The organism is Acinetobacter haemolyticus, assembly GCF_900406815.1.
Lineage (GTDB): Bacteria > Pseudomonadota > Gammaproteobacteria > Pseudomonadales > Moraxellaceae > Acinetobacter > Acinetobacter haemolyticus_A.
Genome location: NZ_OVCN01000012.1, coordinates 1 through 18,818 on the forward strand (window position 1 = coordinate 1; position 18,818 = coordinate 18,818).

Annotated in this window: 17 protein-coding genes; 13 read left to right on the plus strand and 4 right to left on the minus strand. The window is 40.4% G+C overall.

Features of this window, described 5'->3' with window-relative positions; translation table 11 throughout:
* The 4 genes from DK207_RS09715 to DK207_RS09730 all read left to right on the plus strand — a co-directional run.
* On the plus strand, positions 1-1,147 hold a 1,147-nt coding region (locus DK207_RS09715; protein ID WP_109440989.1), incomplete at its 5' end, for a hypothetical protein.
* A 113-nt stretch (positions 1,148-1,260) separates the two neighbouring features.
* The gene (locus DK207_RS09720; protein ID WP_109440990.1) at positions 1,261-2,091 is read left to right on the plus strand and encodes an AraC family transcriptional regulator; all 831 of its coding nucleotides are present in this window, start codon (positions 1,261-1,263) and stop codon (positions 2,089-2,091) included.
* A gap of 78 nt (positions 2,092-2,169) precedes the next feature.
* Entirely contained in the window at positions 2,170-2,880 is a 711-nt protein-coding gene (locus tag DK207_RS09725) for an AzlC family ABC transporter permease (RefSeq protein ID WP_109440991.1), read from the plus strand.
* On the plus strand, positions 2,877-3,194 hold the full coding sequence (locus tag DK207_RS09730) for an AzlD domain-containing protein (RefSeq protein ID WP_005087073.1): 318 nt from the start codon (positions 2,877-2,879) through the stop codon (positions 3,192-3,194). Before DK207_RS09725 ends, DK207_RS09730 begins: the two co-directional genes overlap by 4 nt.
* A 46-nt stretch (positions 3,195-3,240) precedes the next feature.
* On the opposite strand, the gene DK207_RS09735 is transcribed toward DK207_RS09730, so the two are convergent.
* On the minus strand, positions 3,241-3,996 hold the full coding sequence (locus tag DK207_RS09735) for an SDR family oxidoreductase (RefSeq protein ID WP_109440992.1): 756 nt from the start codon (positions 3,994-3,996) through the stop codon (positions 3,241-3,243).
* Between the two features lie 108 nt (positions 3,997-4,104).
* On the opposite strand from DK207_RS09735, the gene DK207_RS09740 reads away from it, so the two are divergent.
* On the plus strand, positions 4,105-4,989 hold the full coding sequence (locus tag DK207_RS09740; RefSeq protein ID WP_005087070.1) for a LysR family transcriptional regulator: 885 nt from the start codon (positions 4,105-4,107) through the stop codon (positions 4,987-4,989).
* Positions 4,990-5,089: 100 nt separating this feature from the next.
* The gene (locus tag DK207_RS09745; RefSeq protein ID WP_109440993.1) at positions 5,090-5,854 is read left to right on the plus strand and encodes an HD domain-containing protein; all 765 of its coding nucleotides are present in this window, start codon (positions 5,090-5,092) and stop codon (positions 5,852-5,854) included.
* Positions 5,855-6,113: 259 nt separating this feature from the next.
* Here the strand turns inward: DK207_RS09745 and DK207_RS09750 are convergent, their stop codons facing one another.
* Complete coding sequence (locus tag DK207_RS09750; protein WP_109440994.1) at positions 6,114-7,001, minus strand: SDR family NAD(P)-dependent oxidoreductase; 888 nt, start codon at positions 6,999-7,001, stop codon at positions 6,114-6,116.
* Between the two features lie 249 nt (positions 7,002-7,250).
* Complete coding sequence (locus tag DK207_RS09755) at positions 7,251-8,528, minus strand: O-acetylhomoserine aminocarboxypropyltransferase/cysteine synthase family protein (protein ID WP_109440995.1); 1,278 nt, start codon at positions 8,526-8,528, stop codon at positions 7,251-7,253.
* 297 nt (positions 8,529-8,825) lie between these two features.
* Here DK207_RS09755 and ettA point away from each other — a divergent pair, with 297 nt between their 5' ends.
* Positions 8,826-10,487: an energy-dependent translational throttle protein EttA gene (ettA, locus tag DK207_RS09760; protein WP_109440996.1), complete on the plus strand. Its 1,662-nt coding sequence runs from the start codon at positions 8,826-8,828 to the stop codon at positions 10,485-10,487.
* A gap of 51 nt (positions 10,488-10,538) precedes the next feature.
* On the opposite strand, the gene DK207_RS09765 is transcribed toward ettA, so the two are convergent.
* Positions 10,539-11,231, minus strand: a complete 693-nt coding sequence (locus tag DK207_RS09765; protein ID WP_109440997.1) for a hypothetical protein — start codon at positions 11,229-11,231, stop codon at positions 10,539-10,541.
* A gap of 211 nt (positions 11,232-11,442) precedes the next feature.
* On the opposite strand from DK207_RS09765, the gene DK207_RS09770 reads away from it, so the two are divergent.
* The 6 genes from DK207_RS09770 (at position 11,443) to DK207_RS09795 (ending at position 18,589) form a co-directional block, all read left to right on the plus strand.
* Entirely contained in the window at positions 11,443-11,805 is a 363-nt protein-coding gene (locus DK207_RS09770) for a cation efflux protein, CzcI-like (RefSeq protein ID WP_416224670.1), read from the plus strand.
* Between the two features lie 163 nt (positions 11,806-11,968).
* Entirely contained in the window at positions 11,969-12,154 is a 186-nt protein-coding gene (locus DK207_RS09775; protein ID WP_109440998.1) for a hypothetical protein, read from the plus strand.
* Positions 12,155-12,302: 148 nt separating this feature from the next.
* On the plus strand, positions 12,303-12,731 hold the full coding sequence (locus tag DK207_RS09780; protein ID WP_109440999.1) for a cation efflux protein, CzcI-like: 429 nt from the start codon (positions 12,303-12,305) through the stop codon (positions 12,729-12,731).
* Between the two features lie 54 nt (positions 12,732-12,785).
* Positions 12,786-14,207, plus strand: a complete 1,422-nt coding sequence (locus tag DK207_RS09785; protein ID WP_109441000.1) for a TolC family protein — start codon at positions 12,786-12,788, stop codon at positions 14,205-14,207.
* A gap of 4 nt (positions 14,208-14,211) precedes the next feature.
* Positions 14,212-15,456 (plus strand): efflux RND transporter periplasmic adaptor subunit, encoded by a 1,245-nt coding sequence (locus DK207_RS09790; RefSeq protein ID WP_109441001.1) that lies wholly within the window; start codon positions 14,212-14,214, stop codon positions 15,454-15,456.
* Entirely contained in the window at positions 15,446-18,589 is a 3,144-nt protein-coding gene (locus DK207_RS09795; protein WP_109441002.1) for an efflux RND transporter permease subunit, read from the plus strand. The genes DK207_RS09790 and DK207_RS09795 overlap by 11 nt, the downstream gene beginning before the upstream one ends.
* Positions 18,590-18,818: the final 229 nt, after the last annotated feature.

Consider the following 18,818-nt stretch of genomic DNA (forward strand, 5'->3'; position numbering starts at 1 on the left):
TGTTTGTACTCATTTTAGTGAAGATTACTTTAAAATAGATTATTTTGATGATTGTTTTTATGGTTTTAATTTTTCATTATTTTTATCAGATGATTTTTCTACGATTGATTCTAGATCCTTATTTTATTATAAAAGTAAAAGAGTACAAGATCGTTACTTAACATTTATTAATACTGTAAAATTAGATATTCTTAATCTTCAGATTTATGTAATGATAATGTTAAAAAGGCTTCTGGTTGGATTTAGCGGTCAATATGAGAGGAAAGTGGCACACTATACTAATTATAATGTAGCCAAACTTTTGATTACTAACACTACTTCGTTGAGATTGAGTTCTACCGATTTCATGAATGATCCATCAGAAGGGAAAATATTTTTAAAATTTGTCCACCTAAATGAGGTTGAATATGATTCTCATAATAAAATATTTTTAACATGCTTTACTTTTAATCATAATAATTTAAACCAATTTAGACTATATGGCTTAACCGAAAATATACCTTGTACAGGGATAAGTTTGGTGTATAAGTTGGATTTCTTTTTTAACTTTAACTCAGTAATTGAAGATTATCTCTTAGATAGTGGTAGGATCGAAGAAGGGCTTAAATTTCCACTCTTTAGATGTATTTATATGGATCCTCTCACTGGATATTTTGAAGTCGCAAAAAGAAATAAATTTACATTCTATCAAGAATTCCAAGATAAGGTTCAAAGTGGTGAGGCTTGGAGTAAATATTTGAAGGAAATGGATGTTGTTACTGAAGATGTTAATGACTCAATTAAAAATATAATTAAAACGTTAGAAAATATGAAAATTGGTAATCATGATTTGAAAGTAGATGATCTAAAGGCAAGTAATAAAATCATAAGACCTATTAGTTATCTAGTTAAACATTTTTCATTTCAAGAGGAGCAGGAATGTAGAATGATTGTAATGGAGAAAATAGAAAGCGAGTATGTAGTAATGGATGAGAATGATTCTACTCGTTCTTATGTTGAATATGGGCAACCTAGTCATAGGGATATAAAAAATATATATATCGGATTAGCTTCATCAAATAAAATGGTCGAAATTCTAAAGACAATCAAAAGTGTGAATAAAAAAATTCCTAAAACAATGGTTTCAGATAATCCATATAGGGTTTGAGTGTAATATTTAACAGTCTTAAAGTCGGCAAATGTCAAAACAGCAATTTTATTCTATAAATCTTATCCCATTGCGTTAACCTGATTTGATGCAAAAATCCAAAGGAGGTCGTGATGTCACGTAGACCTCGAGAACAAGTCGATTACTTACACCTTGAAGAACTCGGTGGTTTAGAAATGTTGAAAGCCAGTTACTTTCAGCAGGAGTTCTCGCGACATGTTCATGAAGGATTTTGTATCGGTGTGATTGAAGAGGGTGCACAACGTTTTTATCGCACAGGGGGTAATCATGTCGCACCGCAAGGCGATATTATTTTGGTGAATGCTGATGAAGTACATACAGGCTCATCTGCGGTAGAAACGGGCTGGCGTTATCGAGCAATTTATCCAACTCCAGAAATTTTCCATGAACTGACGCGTGATCTCACGACTATTCATGGCACAGCACCGTGGTTTAGAGAAGCCGTGTTGCATGACGAAGGTTTGGCACAGCAATTACGATTACTATTTGATTTGTTAGAACAACCGAGCAATACCTTGCTCAAACAAACCTTGTTCTTATCTACGATTGCTTGGTTAGTATCAAAATATAGCCAAACAAAACCGCATACCGCTGATCTCAGTAATGCACAACAGCGTATTTTAAATATTAAAGAATTAATGGCGAGTATGCCTGAGCAAGAGTTTTCACTCATTGAGTTGGCAGAAATGGCAAATTTGAGTCAGTGGCATTTCTTACAGCAATTTAAAAAGCATGTTGGACTCTCACCCCATGCATGGCTCATTCAAGCACGTTTACAGAAATCACAAAAATTATTAAGACAAGGTCTGAATTTATCTGAGGTATCTCAGCAATGTGGTTTCTCGGATCAGAGTCATTTTAGTCGACATTTCCGTCAAACTTTTGGAATTACGCCGGGCGGTTATATCGCTTATCTCAAATAAAAATAGCAATTTTATGCAATCTTAATCGGTGGATTTTTGGCATAGTCACAAAGTTTTTGATGAACTGTTGTGATGTAAATGTTAGATGAAAGCATAGATGATGCGCCGATATCCGAATCACGGGCATTTTTGAATGGCGCAATCAAGATACTGCCGTTGTGTTTTGCGGTATTACCGTGGGGCTTGCTCGCAGGCTCAATGGCGATTCAAGCGGGGCTTACGACTTTACAAGCCATTGGGATGTCGGCACTGGTTTTTGCTGGTGCCGCACAATTGATGACCTTAGGTTTAGTCATGGCAGGAACACCTGCAATCACCATTATCATTTCCGTTTTTCTGATTACCACGCAACACTATTTATATGCGCTGTATTTACGTGAGGATATTTCTAAGCAACCTTTGAAAGATCGGTTGATGTTGGGCTTTTTATTGACTGATGAATTGTTTGCCGTGAGTATTAAAAAGCAACCGCATTATATTCATTATCTGCTTGGTGCTGGGCTTTGCTTTTATTTGTGTTGGGTATTATTTAGTATTTGTGGGGTCTTTCTAGCCTCCGCCGTCCCCAATTTAGACCAATATCATCTCGATTTTTCTATCGTTGCGACGTTCATCGCAATCGTGATTCCATTTATAAAAAACTTAAATACTTTGGTTGGTGTACTCGTTTCAGTCACTTTAACGGTGGTATTCCTAAGTTTAGGCTTTAAAAGTGCAGCGATCATGGCAGGGGTGATTGGAATGTTTACAGCAACCTGCTTACAGAATTTTCGGGAGCGTAAAGCATGACTTGGTTTGTCCTGATTATTCTGGCATTGGTGGTGTTTATGAATCGCTATATTTTGCTTGAACCAAATCTACCTTTGCGTTTACCCAAATGGTTCCAACAATCTTTGCAATACTCCGCACCGTGTTTATTGACGGCTATTGCAACACCGATTGTATTTATGGATGAACATGGTGTATTTCGTGAAACTTTATTGAATCCTTATTTTCTGGCGACGATTTTAACGATTTTGATTGCGTATAAAGTCCGTCATACCTTGTTGACGATTATTTTGAGTTTGGCATGTTTTTATGGATTGGTGTTTTGGTTAAATTAAAAGATTGGGTGTGTACGTCATGCACCCAATCTTGTTTATGAATGACTTAACGCGTGGTGTATCCACCATTGGCGAAAATAGTTTGTCCAGTAATCCACCAGCCATCAGTGACTAAGAAACGTACCAGTGGTTCGATATCTTCGATCTTGGTTAAGCCACCTAAGGCAGATGCTGACTTATGATAAGCCACCGCTTCAGGTGATTCTTGTCCGTAGAAAAATGGTGTATCCATTGGACCTGGTGCCACCGCCGTAACAGAAATGCTGCGTTCACCAAATTCTTTTGATGCGGCACGTGTGTAATGTTCCACAGGCGCTTTTAATCCTTCATAGGTTGAATAAAGTCCGGTATAAGCGGCAAGTAAACTGGTGACAATGGTACAGATTTTTCCATTTGGGTTAAGATGGCGGCCACCCGATTGAATAAAGAAGTAGGCAATTTTATTGTTGATGTCATTCATGCCATCAAACTCTTGTTCGGTGGTGTCTAAATACGGTTTTTTGAGTACACGTCCGACAGTATTAATCGCAATATCTACACCGCCAAACTCTGTTTTGGCTTTTACAAATAAGTCTTCAATGTTCTGGATGTTAGATAAATCTGCTTGTACCAAGATTGCTTTAACCCCTAATGCTTGTACCGCTTTTAAGGTTTCTTCAGCATCTGATTGCGTTGCTGCACTGTTGTAATGAATCAATAAATTTGCCCCTTGTTCAGCAAATTTACGTGAAATTAATCCACCTAAGTTTTTTGCACCGCCGGTAATCAGTACCGTTTTTCCTTTTAGATCATGTTGTGACATTGCTTTATTCCTCATGTTGTTTTTGCATAAAAAACATCCTAATTGAATTTATTTGTTTGAAATAGTTGTTAGTATTGAACTGATTGTGCAAAAAAGTTGAATAATAAAATGGATAAAATTGAGCGTTTAAAGATTTTTTGTCTGGTGGCTGAGAAACAATCTTTTGCCCAAGCTGCACTGCAATTGGGTTTGCCTCGTTCAAATGTGACTTATGCGATTCAAGCTTTGGAAAAAGAATATGAAGTATTACTGTTTTATCGAACCACACGCAAAGTTGCATTAACACATGAAGGCAGTTTGTTTTATGAGGAGGCAATACGTCTGGTTGCTCAACTTAAAGAGCTAAATCGTTTTAAAACACAGGTGCGTAGTCAAGAAGGTAAAATCAGTATTGGTATGCCGAAACGCTTGGCAACACAAGTGTTGATTCCTCATCTATCCGCATTTTATCAACGCTATCCTAAAGTCAAAGTGTTGATTAATGGCAGCGATGATTTTTCAAATTTGATTGAACAACAACTGGATTGTGTGGTGCGAGTTGGGCAGGTTCAGGATGAATATTTACTGATTCGACCGATTAAACAGACGCAAATCTGGACTTTGGCATCGCCACAATATTTGGCGGAATATGGTGAACCGAAGCATTTTGATGCGTTAGAACGGCATTTTGCTGTGGATTACCATGTGGCAAAACATTATCGAGAACGGAGTGAGTTAGCATTTCAAAATCATCGGATTAACATGCCTTATCGTTTACTGGTTGAAAATACAGAAGCCTATATTCAAGCAGGTTTAGCTGGCCTTGGCTTGATTCAGATCCCTGAATTTGATGCGAAAACTTATGTGGAGCAAGGACAATTACAGCGCCTCTTTTCAGATATTCCATGCTTGGAATTGCCTGTAAATATTTTGCTGACGGATCGACAATATCGCCCAAAATATTTCCAAGACTTTATTGACTGGTTAGAGCAACATTTAAAAAAACTACTTTAGCTTCTACCAGAACAATACCTCAGATCACTTTGACATGGAGAAAAATTTACAGTAAAACTAAAAATTAGAGTAATTACTCTAATTTTATAGGTGGATAAAAATGCAGATTGGTCGACAAGCATGGATGGCTCAAACTTCAGGTGATTTGTCTTTAAAAGATCGGATGGCTTTATTACGTCATAGCCTATTCCCAGTACTTAAACAAAGCATCAAGATGTATGCATTAGCAGGTCGTTCTAAGCTGAACGCTCGGCAGTTTTTGAGTGTAGAGGACTTACATTTGCCTGATAGTGATGAAGTCAAACAGGCGATCGAAAAAATGAAATCCTGTAGTTCAGTGAGTTTGCAGAATCATTGTTTACGAACATGGTATTACGCTGTGGCATTTTCCAAGTTACAAGGCTTGAGCCATGATGGGGAGTTATTGGCAGTCTCGTGTTTACTACATGACTTGGGGATGACTGAACCGCATTATCAGCATCATGAAAATTGTCGTTGTTTTGCAGGACAAGGGGCTTATGCTGCAAAGGATTGGTCTTTAGTGCAAGGATGGCAAGCACCACGTGCTGAGCAATTATTTGATGTGATCAGTATGCACATGAATCCTTATGTTGCGGTTCATGAAGGGATCGAAGCACATTTACTGCAACAAGCAGCCAGTTGTGATGTAATTGGCAGTCGGGGTTTTGAGTTGTCTTCTCAATTTAGACAACAGTTATATACACAATATCCACGCCTAGATTTTAATCAGCAAATGATTGGATTTGCCCAACGTGAAGCCCTTGTTCGACCCAAATCGCGTACAGCGATGGTGGTTCAAAGTGGTTTTAAGCAGTTGGTTCGTTTCAATCCTTATCTTGAATGACGCAAGAGCATGGATGAGATATTGAACTTTATGCGACTTCAAATATTAAATATTTTGAAGTTCTTTAGACCGATACAGAAGGGAAGATTTTTAATATTGAGGTGACAAATTCTTTAGAAGAATGAGCGAGTGAATTGATCAATTATCATGATTGTCGATTAAAACAACAAACTTGTGGATAAGTTTAAACTTATACACATTTTGAAGATCAATAAAAAAAGACCTTCCTCAGAGAGAAAGGTCTTTGTTCACAATCAGATTACCAATGTTCACCTGGGAACAAACGTGCATAGGCACGTTGCATAAGATTGAGCTTCTCTTGCTTACCGACAGATGCGGTTGAGCTTGGGAATAAATTGAAACCAATCGACATCAAAATATTATTAATGTCTGGCGCAACAGCATAAGTAATTGAAGCTAAACGACCAAGATTGGTTGCGATTTTCTTCGGGCGTTTCACGATCGCGTATGCAATCAGATCTGCTGCTTCTTCTGGCGAAAGTGTAGGTACATATTTATAAATCTTTGTCGGTGCGATCATCGGCGTACGGACTAAAGGCATATAAATCGACGTGATTGCGATTTTATGCGAATGCACTTCAGCAGACAAACAACGGCTAAAAGCATCTAAAGCTGCTTTTGATGCAACATAAGCAGAAAAACGCGTTGCATTTGCAAGGACACCAATTGAACTAATATTAATGATTTGTCCATTTTTACGTTGCATCATATGTGGAAGGAGATTCAACACTAAACGGACTGCACCAAAATAATTAAGTTGCATGGTGCGTTCAAAATCATGGAAACGATCAATTGATTCATGAACTGCACGACGGATTGAACGTCCCGCATTATTTACAAGAATATCAATATGATCTACAGCAGCTAAGATATCTTTTGAAACGGCGTCAATGGAATCCATGTCATTTAAATCACATGGAAATACCGATGCTTTACCGCCTTCAGCTTCAATCTCAGCTTTTACCTCATCCAACTTTTCTTTGGTACGAGCGATCAACAAGACATGGGCGCCTGCTTGAGCAAGGTATTTTGAAACCGTTAAACCAATACCACTTGAAGCACCTGTGACAATGATTGTTTTCCCGTCGACTTTTTGCTGAAAAAGTTTTTTGAGTTTTGCGTTCATGTAAGTGTCCTACATTAATCGAGCTGTTGTTTGCAATGTATCCTTGTTGCGATTAAACATTGCACTTTATTTTGTATTAATATTAACCGATATTTTTTGTTTGTCTAGTGTAAATGTTTGAAAAATAATAGTTTTTTTAGAGTAAAAACTCTAAAACAAGATGTTGTAATAGTTGAAAAAGCAATCATATTCTGCTTAATTTGAACAAAAAATAAGCCCCCATCAGGAGGCTCATTGATTTCAATGCGATTAAACCTGTGCGAGAGCCTGTTCAAGATCTGCAATGAGGTCATCGATATGCTCAATGCCAATAGACAAGCGCACTAGGTCTTCACTGACACCTGCCGATTTGAGTTCTTTTGCATTCAATTGACGATGAGTTGTGGTTGCAGGATGACACGCTAAACTTTTTGCATCCCCGATGTTTACGAGACGGGTAAATAGCTGTAATGCATCAATAAAACGAGTTCCACCTTCTAATCCATCTTGGACACCGAATGAGAGGATCGCAGAAGGTTTCCCTTTCACATATTTTTGTGCCAAATCATGCTGTGGATGATCCTCTAAACCTGCATAGTTCACCCATTTTACTTTTGGGTGTTGTTTTAAATATTCCGCAATTCTGATTGCATTTTCAGTATGACGTTCCATACGAAGATTTAAAGTTTCTAATCCTTGTAAAATTAAGAACACACTCAAAGGGCTAATTGCTGCGCCTGTATTACGTAATGGAACGACGCGCGCGCGTGCAATATAAGCAGCTTCTCCAAGTGCTTCCACATAATTGACGCCGTGATAGCTTGGGTCAGGGGTATTTAATGCCTTGAAACGTTCTGGATATTTACCCCAAGGAAACTTCCCACTATCCACAATGATGCCGCCAATACTATTGCCATGACCGCCGATATATTTAGTGAGTGAATGAATTACGATATCGGCACCAAATTCAAATGGTTTGAGTAGGGCAGGCGTTGCCACGGTATTGTCCACAATCACGGGTACGCCATATTCATGCGCAATTTTTGAGATCGCTTCAAGGTCAATAATATTACCGAGTGGATTACCAATTGATTCCACAAAAACTAATTTGGTTTTCTCATCAATAATTGAACGTAATGCTTCTGGATTCTGATAATCAAAGAAGCGTACTTCGATACCTTGTTTCGGTAAAGTATGGGCAAATAAATTATAGGTCCCACCGTATAAAGTTGAAACAGAAGCAATATTGTCGCCTGCTTCAGCAATCGTTTGAATCGAGTAAGTGATTGCTGCCATACCAGAGGCTAAAGCTAAAGCGCCAATACCACCTTCAAGCGCTGCGAGACGTTGCTCCAGCACAGCGGTGGTTGGGTTCATGATTCGAGTGTAGATATTTCCCTGAACTTTTAAATCGAATAAATCTGCCCCATGTTGTGTGTTATCAAAGGCATAAGACGTGGTTTGATAAATGGGTACTGCGACTGCTTTGGTGGTTGCTTCTGGTGAATATCCCGCATGAATGGCTAAAGTTTCGTCTTTATAAGTCATGTTTACATCATCTATGTGAGTTAAATAATGATCGAGTGTAGCTGAAAATCTGTCCAAAATGGTGCACAATTTATGCGATTTATTGCGTTTTTAATGATATGTATAGCAGCTTATCTTCCCATGAGTTTTGGCTTATCTGTCCAAAGCAATCGCGTAATGTCTTGAAATAGAAAATCCTTTTATTTGTCCCAAACAAAATCTAACTTAACTTCATGTTGATTGGGTTTTCAGCGTATAATACGTGCGATTATTTTTCGCTTTTTGCGATGTGTTGGTTTTTCAATTGAGGAGTCCTGCGTGGCCCAATATATTTATACGATGAACCGAGTGTCTAAAATGGTTCCGCCAAAGCGCGAAATCCTAAAAGATATCTCTTTATCATTTTTCCCAGGTGCAAAAATTGGTGTGCTTGGTTTAAACGGTGCGGGTAAATCTACTTTGCTCCGTATTATGGCGGGCGTAGATAAAGATTTCTCAGGTGAAGCACGCGCGCAACCTGGAATCAAAATCGGTTACTTAGAGCAAGAGCCGCCATTAGATCCAACCAAAGATGTTCGTGGTAACGTTGAAGATGGCGTTCGTGAAGCGCTTGATGCTTTAGAACGTCTTGACCAAGTTTTTGCTGAATATGCGGATCCTGATGCAGATTTTGATGCGCTTGCAAAAGAGCAAGAAAAATTGGAATCGATCATCCATGCTTGGGATGCGCATAACCTCAATAATCAACTTGAAATCGCAGCAGATGCTTTGAATCTTCCAGCTTGGGATGCAGATGTTACGAAACTTTCTGGTGGTGAACGTCGTCGTGTAGCGCTTTGTCGTTTATTGCTTTCCAAGCCAGACATGTTACTGCTAGATGAACCGACGAACCATTTGGATGCTGAATCAGTATCTTGGTTAGAACGTTTCTTGAAAGATTTCCCTGGCACCATCGTTGCGATTACGCATGACCGTTATTTCTTGGATAACGTGGCTGAGTGGATTCTTGAACTTGACCGTGGACATGGTATTCCATACCAAGGCAACTATTCTTCTTGGTTGGAACAGAAAAATGCTCGTTTAGAACAAGAGCAGAAACAAGAAGAATCTTTTGCTAAAGCTTTGAAAAAAGAACTTGAATGGGTTCGTTCAAATGCGAAAGGCCAGCAAAAGAAAAACAAAGCACGTATGGAGCGTTTTGAAGAGCTTAACTCTAAAGAATTCCAACAACGTAATGAAACATCTGAAATCTATATCCCACCTGGTCCACGTTTAGGCAACAAGGTTGTGGAAGTGGAAGGGATCAGCAAATCATTCGACGGCCGCTTATTGTATGAAAACTTAAGCTTCAGTGTACCGCCAACAGCAATTGTGGGTATCGTTGGTCCAAACGGTGCGGGTAAAACCACTTTGTTCCGTATGATGACTGGTGAACAGCAACCGGATACAGGTACTGTGACTTTAGGTGAATCAGTTAAAGTCGCTTATGTCGGTCAGATTCGTGACACCTTGGATAACAACAAAACGGTTTGGGAAGAAGTTTCTGGCGGTTTAGATATCCTGAAAATTGGTGATTACGAAATTGCATCACGTGCTTATATCGGTCGCTTTAACTTTAAAGGCCAAGATCAGCAGAAACGCGTAGGTGAATTGTCTGGTGGTGAACGTAACCGTTTACAACTTGCCAAGATCTTACAGATGGGCGCAAACGTGATCTTACTGGATGAACCATCAAACGACTTGGATATCGAAACTTTACGTGCACTTGAGGATGCAATTCTTGTATTCCCTGGTACTGTGATGGTGGTGTCGCATGACCGTTGGTTCCTTGACCGTATTGCAACGCATATTCTGTCATTTGAGAACGAACAGCCAGAATTCTACACAGGTAACTATGCAGAATACGAAGCTTATCGCCAGTCACGTTTAGGTGATGCCGCTACGACCAAACGTTCTAAATATAAGAAAATTTCGGGTTAAGACCTGATTGATAAAAAAACCAGCTCACATGAGGGCTGGTTTTTTTTAACTTTATTTATTAATATCCCCATGTAGATCTGACCAGATCAGTGACGGAGCGACAGTAACCACATCAAAGGTCATGGCTAATGGATATAAAGCCATGCGCGTTGCCTTTTTAAATGGATGCTTTGTCGTTATCTCAGTCTTTTGCTGTAAGGCAATCGCGTAGGGCACTGGGAGTTTCTGTTGGATCTTTTGTGCTTCTATGTTTTGATAAATCTTGCCCTTAAAGCGAATGATGGTGAAAGGGTAAAAAACTTGTTGTTGATTTTCCATCGCCATGTAATGGTTGGTAAACCCTAATGATTTTAAAAACTCTTTCTGCTTTTCATCCATTTTCGACGTTGTTGTATTATATCGAATCGTGATTTCACCATGAAAATGGGTAGCATCATCCATCACTAGCTCGATTGGGGATGGGGTTTTTAACGTTCTCTGTTCTGCTGGAATGCTTTTAATAATATTGAGTAAGTTTGAGCTGCCTTCCGTCATCAAATAATTATAGTCTTGACCGACAAATATAAAACCGTACTCCTTCTGATCTTGGACTGCTTGACCCAATGCAATAATTTGATCTGTTTTTAATGTTGTGGTTTGCGTCTGTGTCGTTTCATTGGGCAAGGCATCGGAGAGAAGCGTAGTGGCACAACCACTCAAACCGAAACTTGCAATTAAGGCCAAAATAAAAAAAGTTTTATACATGAATATTACTCGAACCATTAAAGAAATTATTTTTGTCTATCTCATGAAGTGTTAAGTTGTGTTGCTTGATTGAATAAAAGCGCAACTCGCAACCTTTTTGTAATTTTATTACAGCATGCTTGGCTGCTATAGTACCTTTCTGCAATTTACTGTTAATGGTGTGCTGTTGCGACGTTCACTTGTATTCATGACACTCTTGCTAAGTTTGTTCATGTTCCAAAGTATTTGGAACGTGGCGGCAGCGTATTGTGGTCATGAAAGTGCAACTCAGCAGACTGTCTTGGTCAATCATTTTGGTCATCATGCGTTGGAAAATTCTTCTAAAGAGCAACAAAGTTCTTTAGCTGCTGTTCAAGAGGCAGATGCTTCAGGATTATTGAACGTGCAAGATCATCACGATCATTTGCCAACATGTTTTCATGCAATTATTATTCAAGAACAACAGCAATTGAAGCAACCAATTCTACGGATACATGAATTAGAACAAAAATATAACTGGTCCAATCATTACCAGTCGCCATATCTAATAAGCTTAAATCCCCCTCCAGTCTTTGCCCCACTATGGGTGGGGTAGTTTCAAGATACTCACCAGAAAGCTCTCTATTTCAGTACATCATTTCCCCATTTTGCTTGGTAGATGATTGAAGTAGGTCATAAATGAACAATTTTATTCATTTTACTTAGAGGTTAAATCCTCGAATCAGATGAATCAAAAGCATTTAAATCAGGTGAAGATAATGTTGATTCAATTTAATAAAAAACTATGTTTTATGGTGTTATTCCTTTCAGCAAGCTTGGCAAATGCAGATGGAGGTTTGATTTTTTTAGAAAGAAATCTTCAATCTCAGCAAGAAATGAAAGCAAATGTCGAGCATGACATTGAGCACAGTAACACCAAGCATAAGTGCAAATCATTGGGTTAATTTTTTAGGAGACTGCTCGTCAAGTGGGTAGTCTCCAACTGCCAAAAAAGTATTTATTGTTTTGTGAATCTTGCGTTTAAAAAACATTTTAATGTCGAATGAGTAGATGTAATTTTATTACATCGAGCTTACTTGCTATAGTTCAGCTGTGCAATTTTTGTCTAAAGAGAAAACTTTGCGTCGATCAAGTATTTTTATTACCGTCTTGCTCAGCCTTTTCATATTTCAAAGCCTTTGGAATGTGGCGGCGGCGTATTGCGGTCATGAAAGTACAACACAGCAAACAGTTTCAGTAGGTCATTTTGGTCATCATGTGCCAGAGAATATGGAAGTGACTGAAATACCTGTTTTGAAGGTAAATCAAGATTCAAGCGATTTGCCGATGCCATTGAGTTTGCAGGATCATCATGATCATTTGCCATCCTGTTTTCATGTGGTGGTTGCAGAAGCACAGCAACAGCTTGATCATCGTGTGTTGAGCGACCATAAGACAAAACAAAAATATGATTGGTCTAATTCTTACCAGTCTCCACATTTATCTGGATTAAATCCCCCTCCTGTTCTGACCCCGCTATAGGTGGGGTAGCCGAAAAATAGCCCACCGCAACTTCTTTTATTTGCGGGGCTTTATATGTCTTTTAATTTATCTCAGCGTATCGATACGTTGAAAAATCACACGCTCAATCCTGCGACGCATTCCATTGCTTTGAAATATTCGGTATTGGCTTTGATTGCGGTGCTTTCCAGCCAATCCGTTTTGGCGGAATCATTATTAAATGCGAATCAACCATCGATCACTATCGCGCAGCAAAATGCCAGTTTTGACAGCATCCTAGAGCGTGTTCGCAACTATCAAAATCAACAATCCAGTTGGCAAACACAGCAACAAATGGCGAGTGTGCAACTCAAGCAAAGTGCTCTGTGGGCCAATCCGAGTCTTTCGGTCGAACAAACAGGCTTGCAAAGTGATCAAGATCGCGAACTGTCCATTGGTATTTCACAACCTTTAGATCTATTTGGACAGCGAAAGGCGACGCAAAAGGTCGCGAAACTTTCCGCTCACCAGGTAGATTTGTCACAGCAGCGCTATAACGCTGAATTGGCATTGATAGTCCAATATGTATGGTCTCAAGTTGCGTTATTGCAATTGGAAAAGGCAGCGATCGCTGAGCAATTGCAGGTGAGTCAGCAGAACCTAGAGGCGACTGAAAAACGTTATCAAGCAGGGAGTATTGCCCAAGTCGATGTTGAGCGGGTTCGTATGGCACATCTTGAGAACCAGCGACTCAGCCAACAAGCAGACTTACAGCTCCAAGTTGCGCAAAAACAATTGGCTGGATTATGGGGGAAAAACACGCCATCTTTTTCGCTTCAGCCCAATGTAAATGAGCTTTGGACACAGGCAATGAATATTCAAACCATGTCTGAACAAAATCAGAACCTTTTTGAACAAGGCTTACAACTCGAAACGCAGCGTCAACAGGCGCATATTGAGCAGCTCAAAGCGCAGTCGCGTCCTCAACCAACAATGACCTTGGGGGTAAATCGTACGCGTTCGGCAGACCAAAATACTGAAAGTCGAATTCGATTAGGCGTAGAGATCCCACTCAATATTTTTAATTCACAAAAATATGGAATCCAAATTGCGCAAGCTAAACAAACCTTGATTCAACAACAGCAGCGTTTTTATCGTCAGCAAAATCAGTTGGATATCGATCTCCGTATGACTGAGTTAAAAGCTTTGCAAAGCCAATATCAACAATTGAGTGATCAGCAAATACCGTTAGCGATACAAGTTCAACAGAAAACCTTGCAAGGTTTTCGGTTGGGTAAGTTTTCCGTGACTGATGTTCAGCAAGCCACGATCCAGCTACAAGATGTTCGTTTACGTAAAGTCCAACTGCTTAAGCAAGCATGGCAACTCAATATCGATGTGCAAACGGCACGGATGGGGCTTTCCTCAGATCAGATCACTGCTAAAGACGCATTGATGCAACTCAACCAACGTATGTGGCAACAAGCAAGTGCTTTCCCAAACCAAGTCGGAGAATAATGTAATGAAGATGAAATCAAAAATGCCTAAGCAATGGGTTTGGATTGCAGTCATCCTTGTTGTTACAGGTTTTCTCGCAACAGTTTTGCTTTGGGAAAAAGACAGTAAGCCACAAAGTGAACAAGGTCATTCTCATCAGGAAAATGAGGCAGATGAACATACAAGTGAGGCATCAACTGAGGAGCATGATGAAGACGGTCTGAGTTTGACTGTAGAGCAAATGCAACAGCATAACTTGAAGCTTGCTCAGGTGGCTAAGGGTGAGGTCAACCAGATTCAAAGTTATCCTGCGAAACTGGTTGTTAACACGGATCGACAAGCTCATGTGTCGCCAAGTTTTGCAGGGCGAGTCGAGTCGGTTTATGTTGAGTTAGGGCAGCAGGTGAGGCGTGGTCAAGCGTTGGCAAATCTTCTGGTGCCAGATTTGGTTGATCAACAAGCCAACTTGCAAATCGCGCAAACCAATTTGGAGCTTGCAAAGCAAGATTATGAGCGTGAACGAAGCTTATGGTCCCAAGGGATTTCAGCCAAGCAAGAATACCAACGTGCTTACAATGCCTATCGCCAAGCGCAAATCCAAGTTCAAGCTGCACGATCACGTTTAACGGCTTTTGGCGCTGGCTCAGGATCGAATGGTCGATATACCTTAACCGCACCGATTAGTGGTGTGATAAGCAATAAAGATATTGTGATTGGAGAAAATGTCCAACTTGCCGATCAACTGTTTACCATTGATCAGCTAGATCAGTTGTGGTTGGAGTTTGTGTTGCCGACTATGGCGAATGTCAACGTGCAACCAAATCAACAGATTCGTTTTAAGTCACTACAAACAGGCAATATTTTTAATGCTCAAGTGCAAAGTCTGACGGCAGAAGCCGATACACAAACAGGTCGTTTACAAGTTCGTGCCAAAGTGCAATCCAATGCAAGTGAATTGCGCCCAAATCTGATGGTAAATGTGGAATTGCAATCTGGTTCAACTGCATCGGTGATGCGTGTGAGTGCAGAGGCAATTCAACAAGTCGAAGGCAAGCAGGTGGTATTTGTTGCAGAGAAAAATCAGAACAACGGCTTTGATTTTAAAGCAGTTCCAGTACAAATTGGGCAGCGAAACATTCCAGCGAAACAGGGGGATGGTGAGTGGGTTGAGATTAAGCAAGGTTTAAGTGTTGGACAGTCCTACGTCGCAACGGGCAGTTTCTTACTGAAATCGGAACTTGAGAAAGGAGAGGCGGAACATGACCACTAATTCTTCTCAGTTACCTAAACCCGAAGGGCTGTTTGATCGTTTGATCCAGTTTGCGATTCGCAATGCTATTTGGGTCATGCTCTTTGTGATGACTTGGATTGCTGTTGGTGTCTGGAGTTATCAGAAACTTCCGATTGATGCAGTACCTGATATTACCAATACCCAAGTACAAATTAATACTCAGGCCAATGGCTATACTGCTTTAGAAGTTGAGCAACGGATTACTTATCCGATCGAAACAGCGATGGCTGGTATTCCAAATCTGGAACAGACGCGCTCAATTTCGCGCTATGGTCTATCTCAAGTGACCATTATTTTTAAAGATGGTACGGATATTTACTGGGCACGACAGTTGATTAATCAGCGTTTGCAGGAGGCTGATGGGCAGTTGCCTGATGCAGTTGATCCTGTGATGTCGCCGATTTCCACAGGACTTGGAGAGATTTACCAATGGGTGATTAAAGCCAAAGCCGATGCCAAAAAAGAGGACGGAACACCCTATACCGCTATGGATTTGAGAGAGATCCAAGATTGGATCGTACGACCTCAATTACAGCGAGTCAAAGGTGTAGCTGAAATTAATAGTATTGGAGGCTATAACAAAACCTATATTGTTTCTCCCGATTTAAAGCGGTTGCAGCAACTCCAGATTTCCTTAACCGAGTTCCAAACGGCGTTACAGGAAAATAATGAGAACCGTGGTGCTGGCTTTATTGAAGAAAATGGTCAGCAGCTCACAGTACGTGTACCGGGGATGTTGAGCAGCGTTGAAGATATTCAAAATATTACGGTCAGTGTTAAAAATGGTCTACCCATTCGCGTCGTAGATATTGCATCGGTTGCGATTGGACATGATTTACGTACGGGCGCGGCAACCTATAATGGCGAGGAAACCGTTCTTGGCATTGCCATGATGATGATGGGTGAAAATAGCCGTACCGTTGCCCAAGCCGTTGATGCGAAAATCCAAGAAATTCAAATGACCTTGCCAAAAGGTGTTGAGATTGAAACGGTCTATGATCGTACCAGTCTCGTGAATAAAGCCATTAAAACAGTTCAAAAAAACTTAGTAGAAGGTGCGATTCTGGTCATCGTCATTCTATTTATTTTCTTGGGAAATTTCCGAGCAGCACTAATTACAGCCTGTGTTATTCCACTCTCAATGTTATTTACGCTTACAGGAATGGCAGAGCAGAACATCAGTGCCAACTTGATGAGCTTGGGTGCATTGGATTTCGGGATTATCGTCGATGGCGCAGTTGTTATTGTAGAGAACTGTATTCGGCGATTGGCAGAAGCACAGCATCATGCAGGGCGGTTATTAACCCGACAAGAGCGTTTTAAAGAAGTCTTTCTTGCGGCAAAACAGGCACGTAAACCTTTATTGTTTGGGCAAGCCATTATTATGGTGGTGTATTTACCTATTTTCGCTTTAACAGGTGTTGAGGCGAAGATGTTCCATCCAATGGCGATGACCGTAGTCATGGCATTGCTAGGTGCAATGATTTTGTCGGTAACGTTTGTACCAGCCGCGGTTGCGTTATTTGTCACGGGTGAGGTGAAAGAGAAAGAATCGCGTTGGATGCAAGCTTTAAAAGGAAAATATCAACAGCTTTTAGATCTGGCTTATCAGTTTAGGTTGGTCGTGGTGACTTTAGCGATCAGCATTTTACTGTTGACGGGAATTTTAAGCACCAAGATCGGGAGTGAGTTTGCGCCTCAGTTAAGTGAGGGTGATTTTGCCGTGCAGCAAATGCGTTCTCCAAGTACGGGTTTAGAGCAGTCTTTGCGGATGCAAGAAACCACTGAAAAGTTGATTTTGAAAAACTTCCCTGAAGTAAAAGCGATTTTTGCACGAACAGGGACGGCTGAGGTGGCAACCGATGTGATGCCACCTAATATTTCAGATGCGGTGATTTTATTAAAGCCGAAAAAGGAATGGGAAAATCCCAAAGAGAGCATTGATGAATTACGTACACGAATGCAAGCCTTTTTGGCAACGATTCCTGGTAATAACAGTGAGTTTTCCCAACCGATTGAATTGCGTTTTAATGAGTTGATCTCAGGCATACGTAGTGATGTTGGTATCAAGGTTTTTGGTGATGATATGGATGTATTGAATACGCAAGCTCAAGCAATTGCGCAAAAAGTACAGAATATATCCGGTGCGACAGCGGTAAAAGTCGAACAAACCAGTGGATTACCTGTATTAAATGTGGAGATTAATCATGCTTTGGCTGCGCAGTATGGTTTATCCGTAAGAAGTATTCAGGATGTTGTTGCTGCGAGTGTAGGTGGACAAAATGTTGGGCAAATCTTGCAAGGAGATCGTCGTTTTGATTTTGAAATTCGTTTGCCAGATAACCAACGTACCGCACAAAGCTTGGCACAACTCCCAATCCAGTTACCGAATGGTGGTTTAGTTCAATTGCAAGACGTCGCCAAAGTCGAAACGATTTCTGGTATGAGTCAAGTCGGTCGTGAAAATGGTAAACGTCGAGTCATTGTCACTGCAAATGTGGAAGGACGTGATTTAGGTTCATTTGTTCAAGAGTTACAAGCCACATTAAAACAGCAACCTTTACCCGCGGGCTATTGGCTGGAATACGGTGGGCAGTTTGAAAACTTGGCATCGGCGGCAGCACGTATGCAGATCGTCATTCCTTTGGCCTTGATCGCGATTTTTACTTTATTGATGGCGGTATTCCATAACTTTAAAGAAAGCTTGCTCGTATTTAGTGGCGTGCCATTTGCCTTGTCTGGTGGACTGGTTGCATTGTGGCTACGAGATATTCCATTGTCGATGTCTGCGGGCGTGGGTTTTATTGCGCTTTCAGGTGTCGCAGTCCTAAATGGTTTGGTGATGCTCAGTTTTATCAAAGAGCTTCGTGAACAATTCGATCTGCATATCGCCACATGGCAAGGTGCGATCTTGCGGTTACGACCTGTTCTGATGACTGCTTTTGTTGCATCACTGGGTTTTATTCCGATGGCGATCGCCACGGGCACAGGTGCTGAAGTACAGCGTCCATTGGCAACCGTGGTGATCGGTGGAATTATTTCATCGACCTTACTGACTTTGGTGATCTTGCCTGTGGTCTATCGTTGGATGAATGAGAAAGCGACAAATTAAATGAGTGTGGGTTCATATCTCATCGTAGGGTGTCTGAATAGACATTACTCTACTTTTCAGAGATGAAAAGTAGCAAAAATCTTTTGTAGGTCTGACGGCACATCCTTGATGCCGCAGACCTACGGGTGGCATCCATGCCATCGCCACGATAGTAAATTTTGGTTGGAGATGTAGTATTGAAAATTTTGGACAATTTGTTGCACTAATCATATTTATGCATGATTTGAGA

Coding starts and splice junctions, on each gene's coding strand:
- DK207_RS09720 (WP_109440990.1), top strand. CDS start 1,261: ATGTCACGTAGACCTCGAGAACAAGTCGATTACTTACACCTTGAAGAA.
- DK207_RS09725 (WP_109440991.1), top strand. CDS start 2,170: ATGTTAGATGAAAGCATAGATGATGCGCCGATATCCGAATCACGGGCA.
- DK207_RS09730 (WP_005087073.1), top strand. CDS start 2,877: ATGACTTGGTTTGTCCTGATTATTCTGGCATTGGTGGTGTTTATGAAT.
- DK207_RS09735 (WP_109440992.1), bottom strand. CDS start 3,996: ATGTCACAACATGATCTAAAAGGAAAAACGGTACTGATTACCGGCGGT.
- DK207_RS09740 (WP_005087070.1), top strand. CDS start 4,105: ATGGATAAAATTGAGCGTTTAAAGATTTTTTGTCTGGTGGCTGAGAAA.
- DK207_RS09745 (WP_109440993.1), top strand. CDS start 5,090: ATGCAGATTGGTCGACAAGCATGGATGGCTCAAACTTCAGGTGATTTG.
- DK207_RS09750 (WP_109440994.1), bottom strand. CDS start 7,001: ATGAACGCAAAACTCAAAAAACTTTTTCAGCAAAAAGTCGACGGGAAA.
- DK207_RS09755 (WP_109440995.1), bottom strand. CDS start 8,528: ATGACTTATAAAGACGAAACTTTAGCCATTCATGCGGGATATTCACCA.
- DK207_RS09765 (WP_109440997.1), bottom strand. CDS start 11,231: ATGTATAAAACTTTTTTTATTTTGGCCTTAATTGCAAGTTTCGGTTTG.
- DK207_RS09770 (WP_416224670.1), top strand. CDS start 11,443: ATGTTCCAAAGTATTTGGAACGTGGCGGCAGCGTATTGTGGTCATGAA.
- DK207_RS09775 (WP_109440998.1), top strand. CDS start 11,969: ATGTTGATTCAATTTAATAAAAAACTATGTTTTATGGTGTTATTCCTT.
- DK207_RS09785 (WP_109441000.1), top strand. CDS start 12,786: ATGTCTTTTAATTTATCTCAGCGTATCGATACGTTGAAAAATCACACG.
- DK207_RS09790 (WP_109441001.1), top strand. CDS start 14,212: ATGAAGATGAAATCAAAAATGCCTAAGCAATGGGTTTGGATTGCAGTC.
- DK207_RS09795 (WP_109441002.1), top strand. CDS start 15,446: ATGACCACTAATTCTTCTCAGTTACCTAAACCCGAAGGGCTGTTTGAT.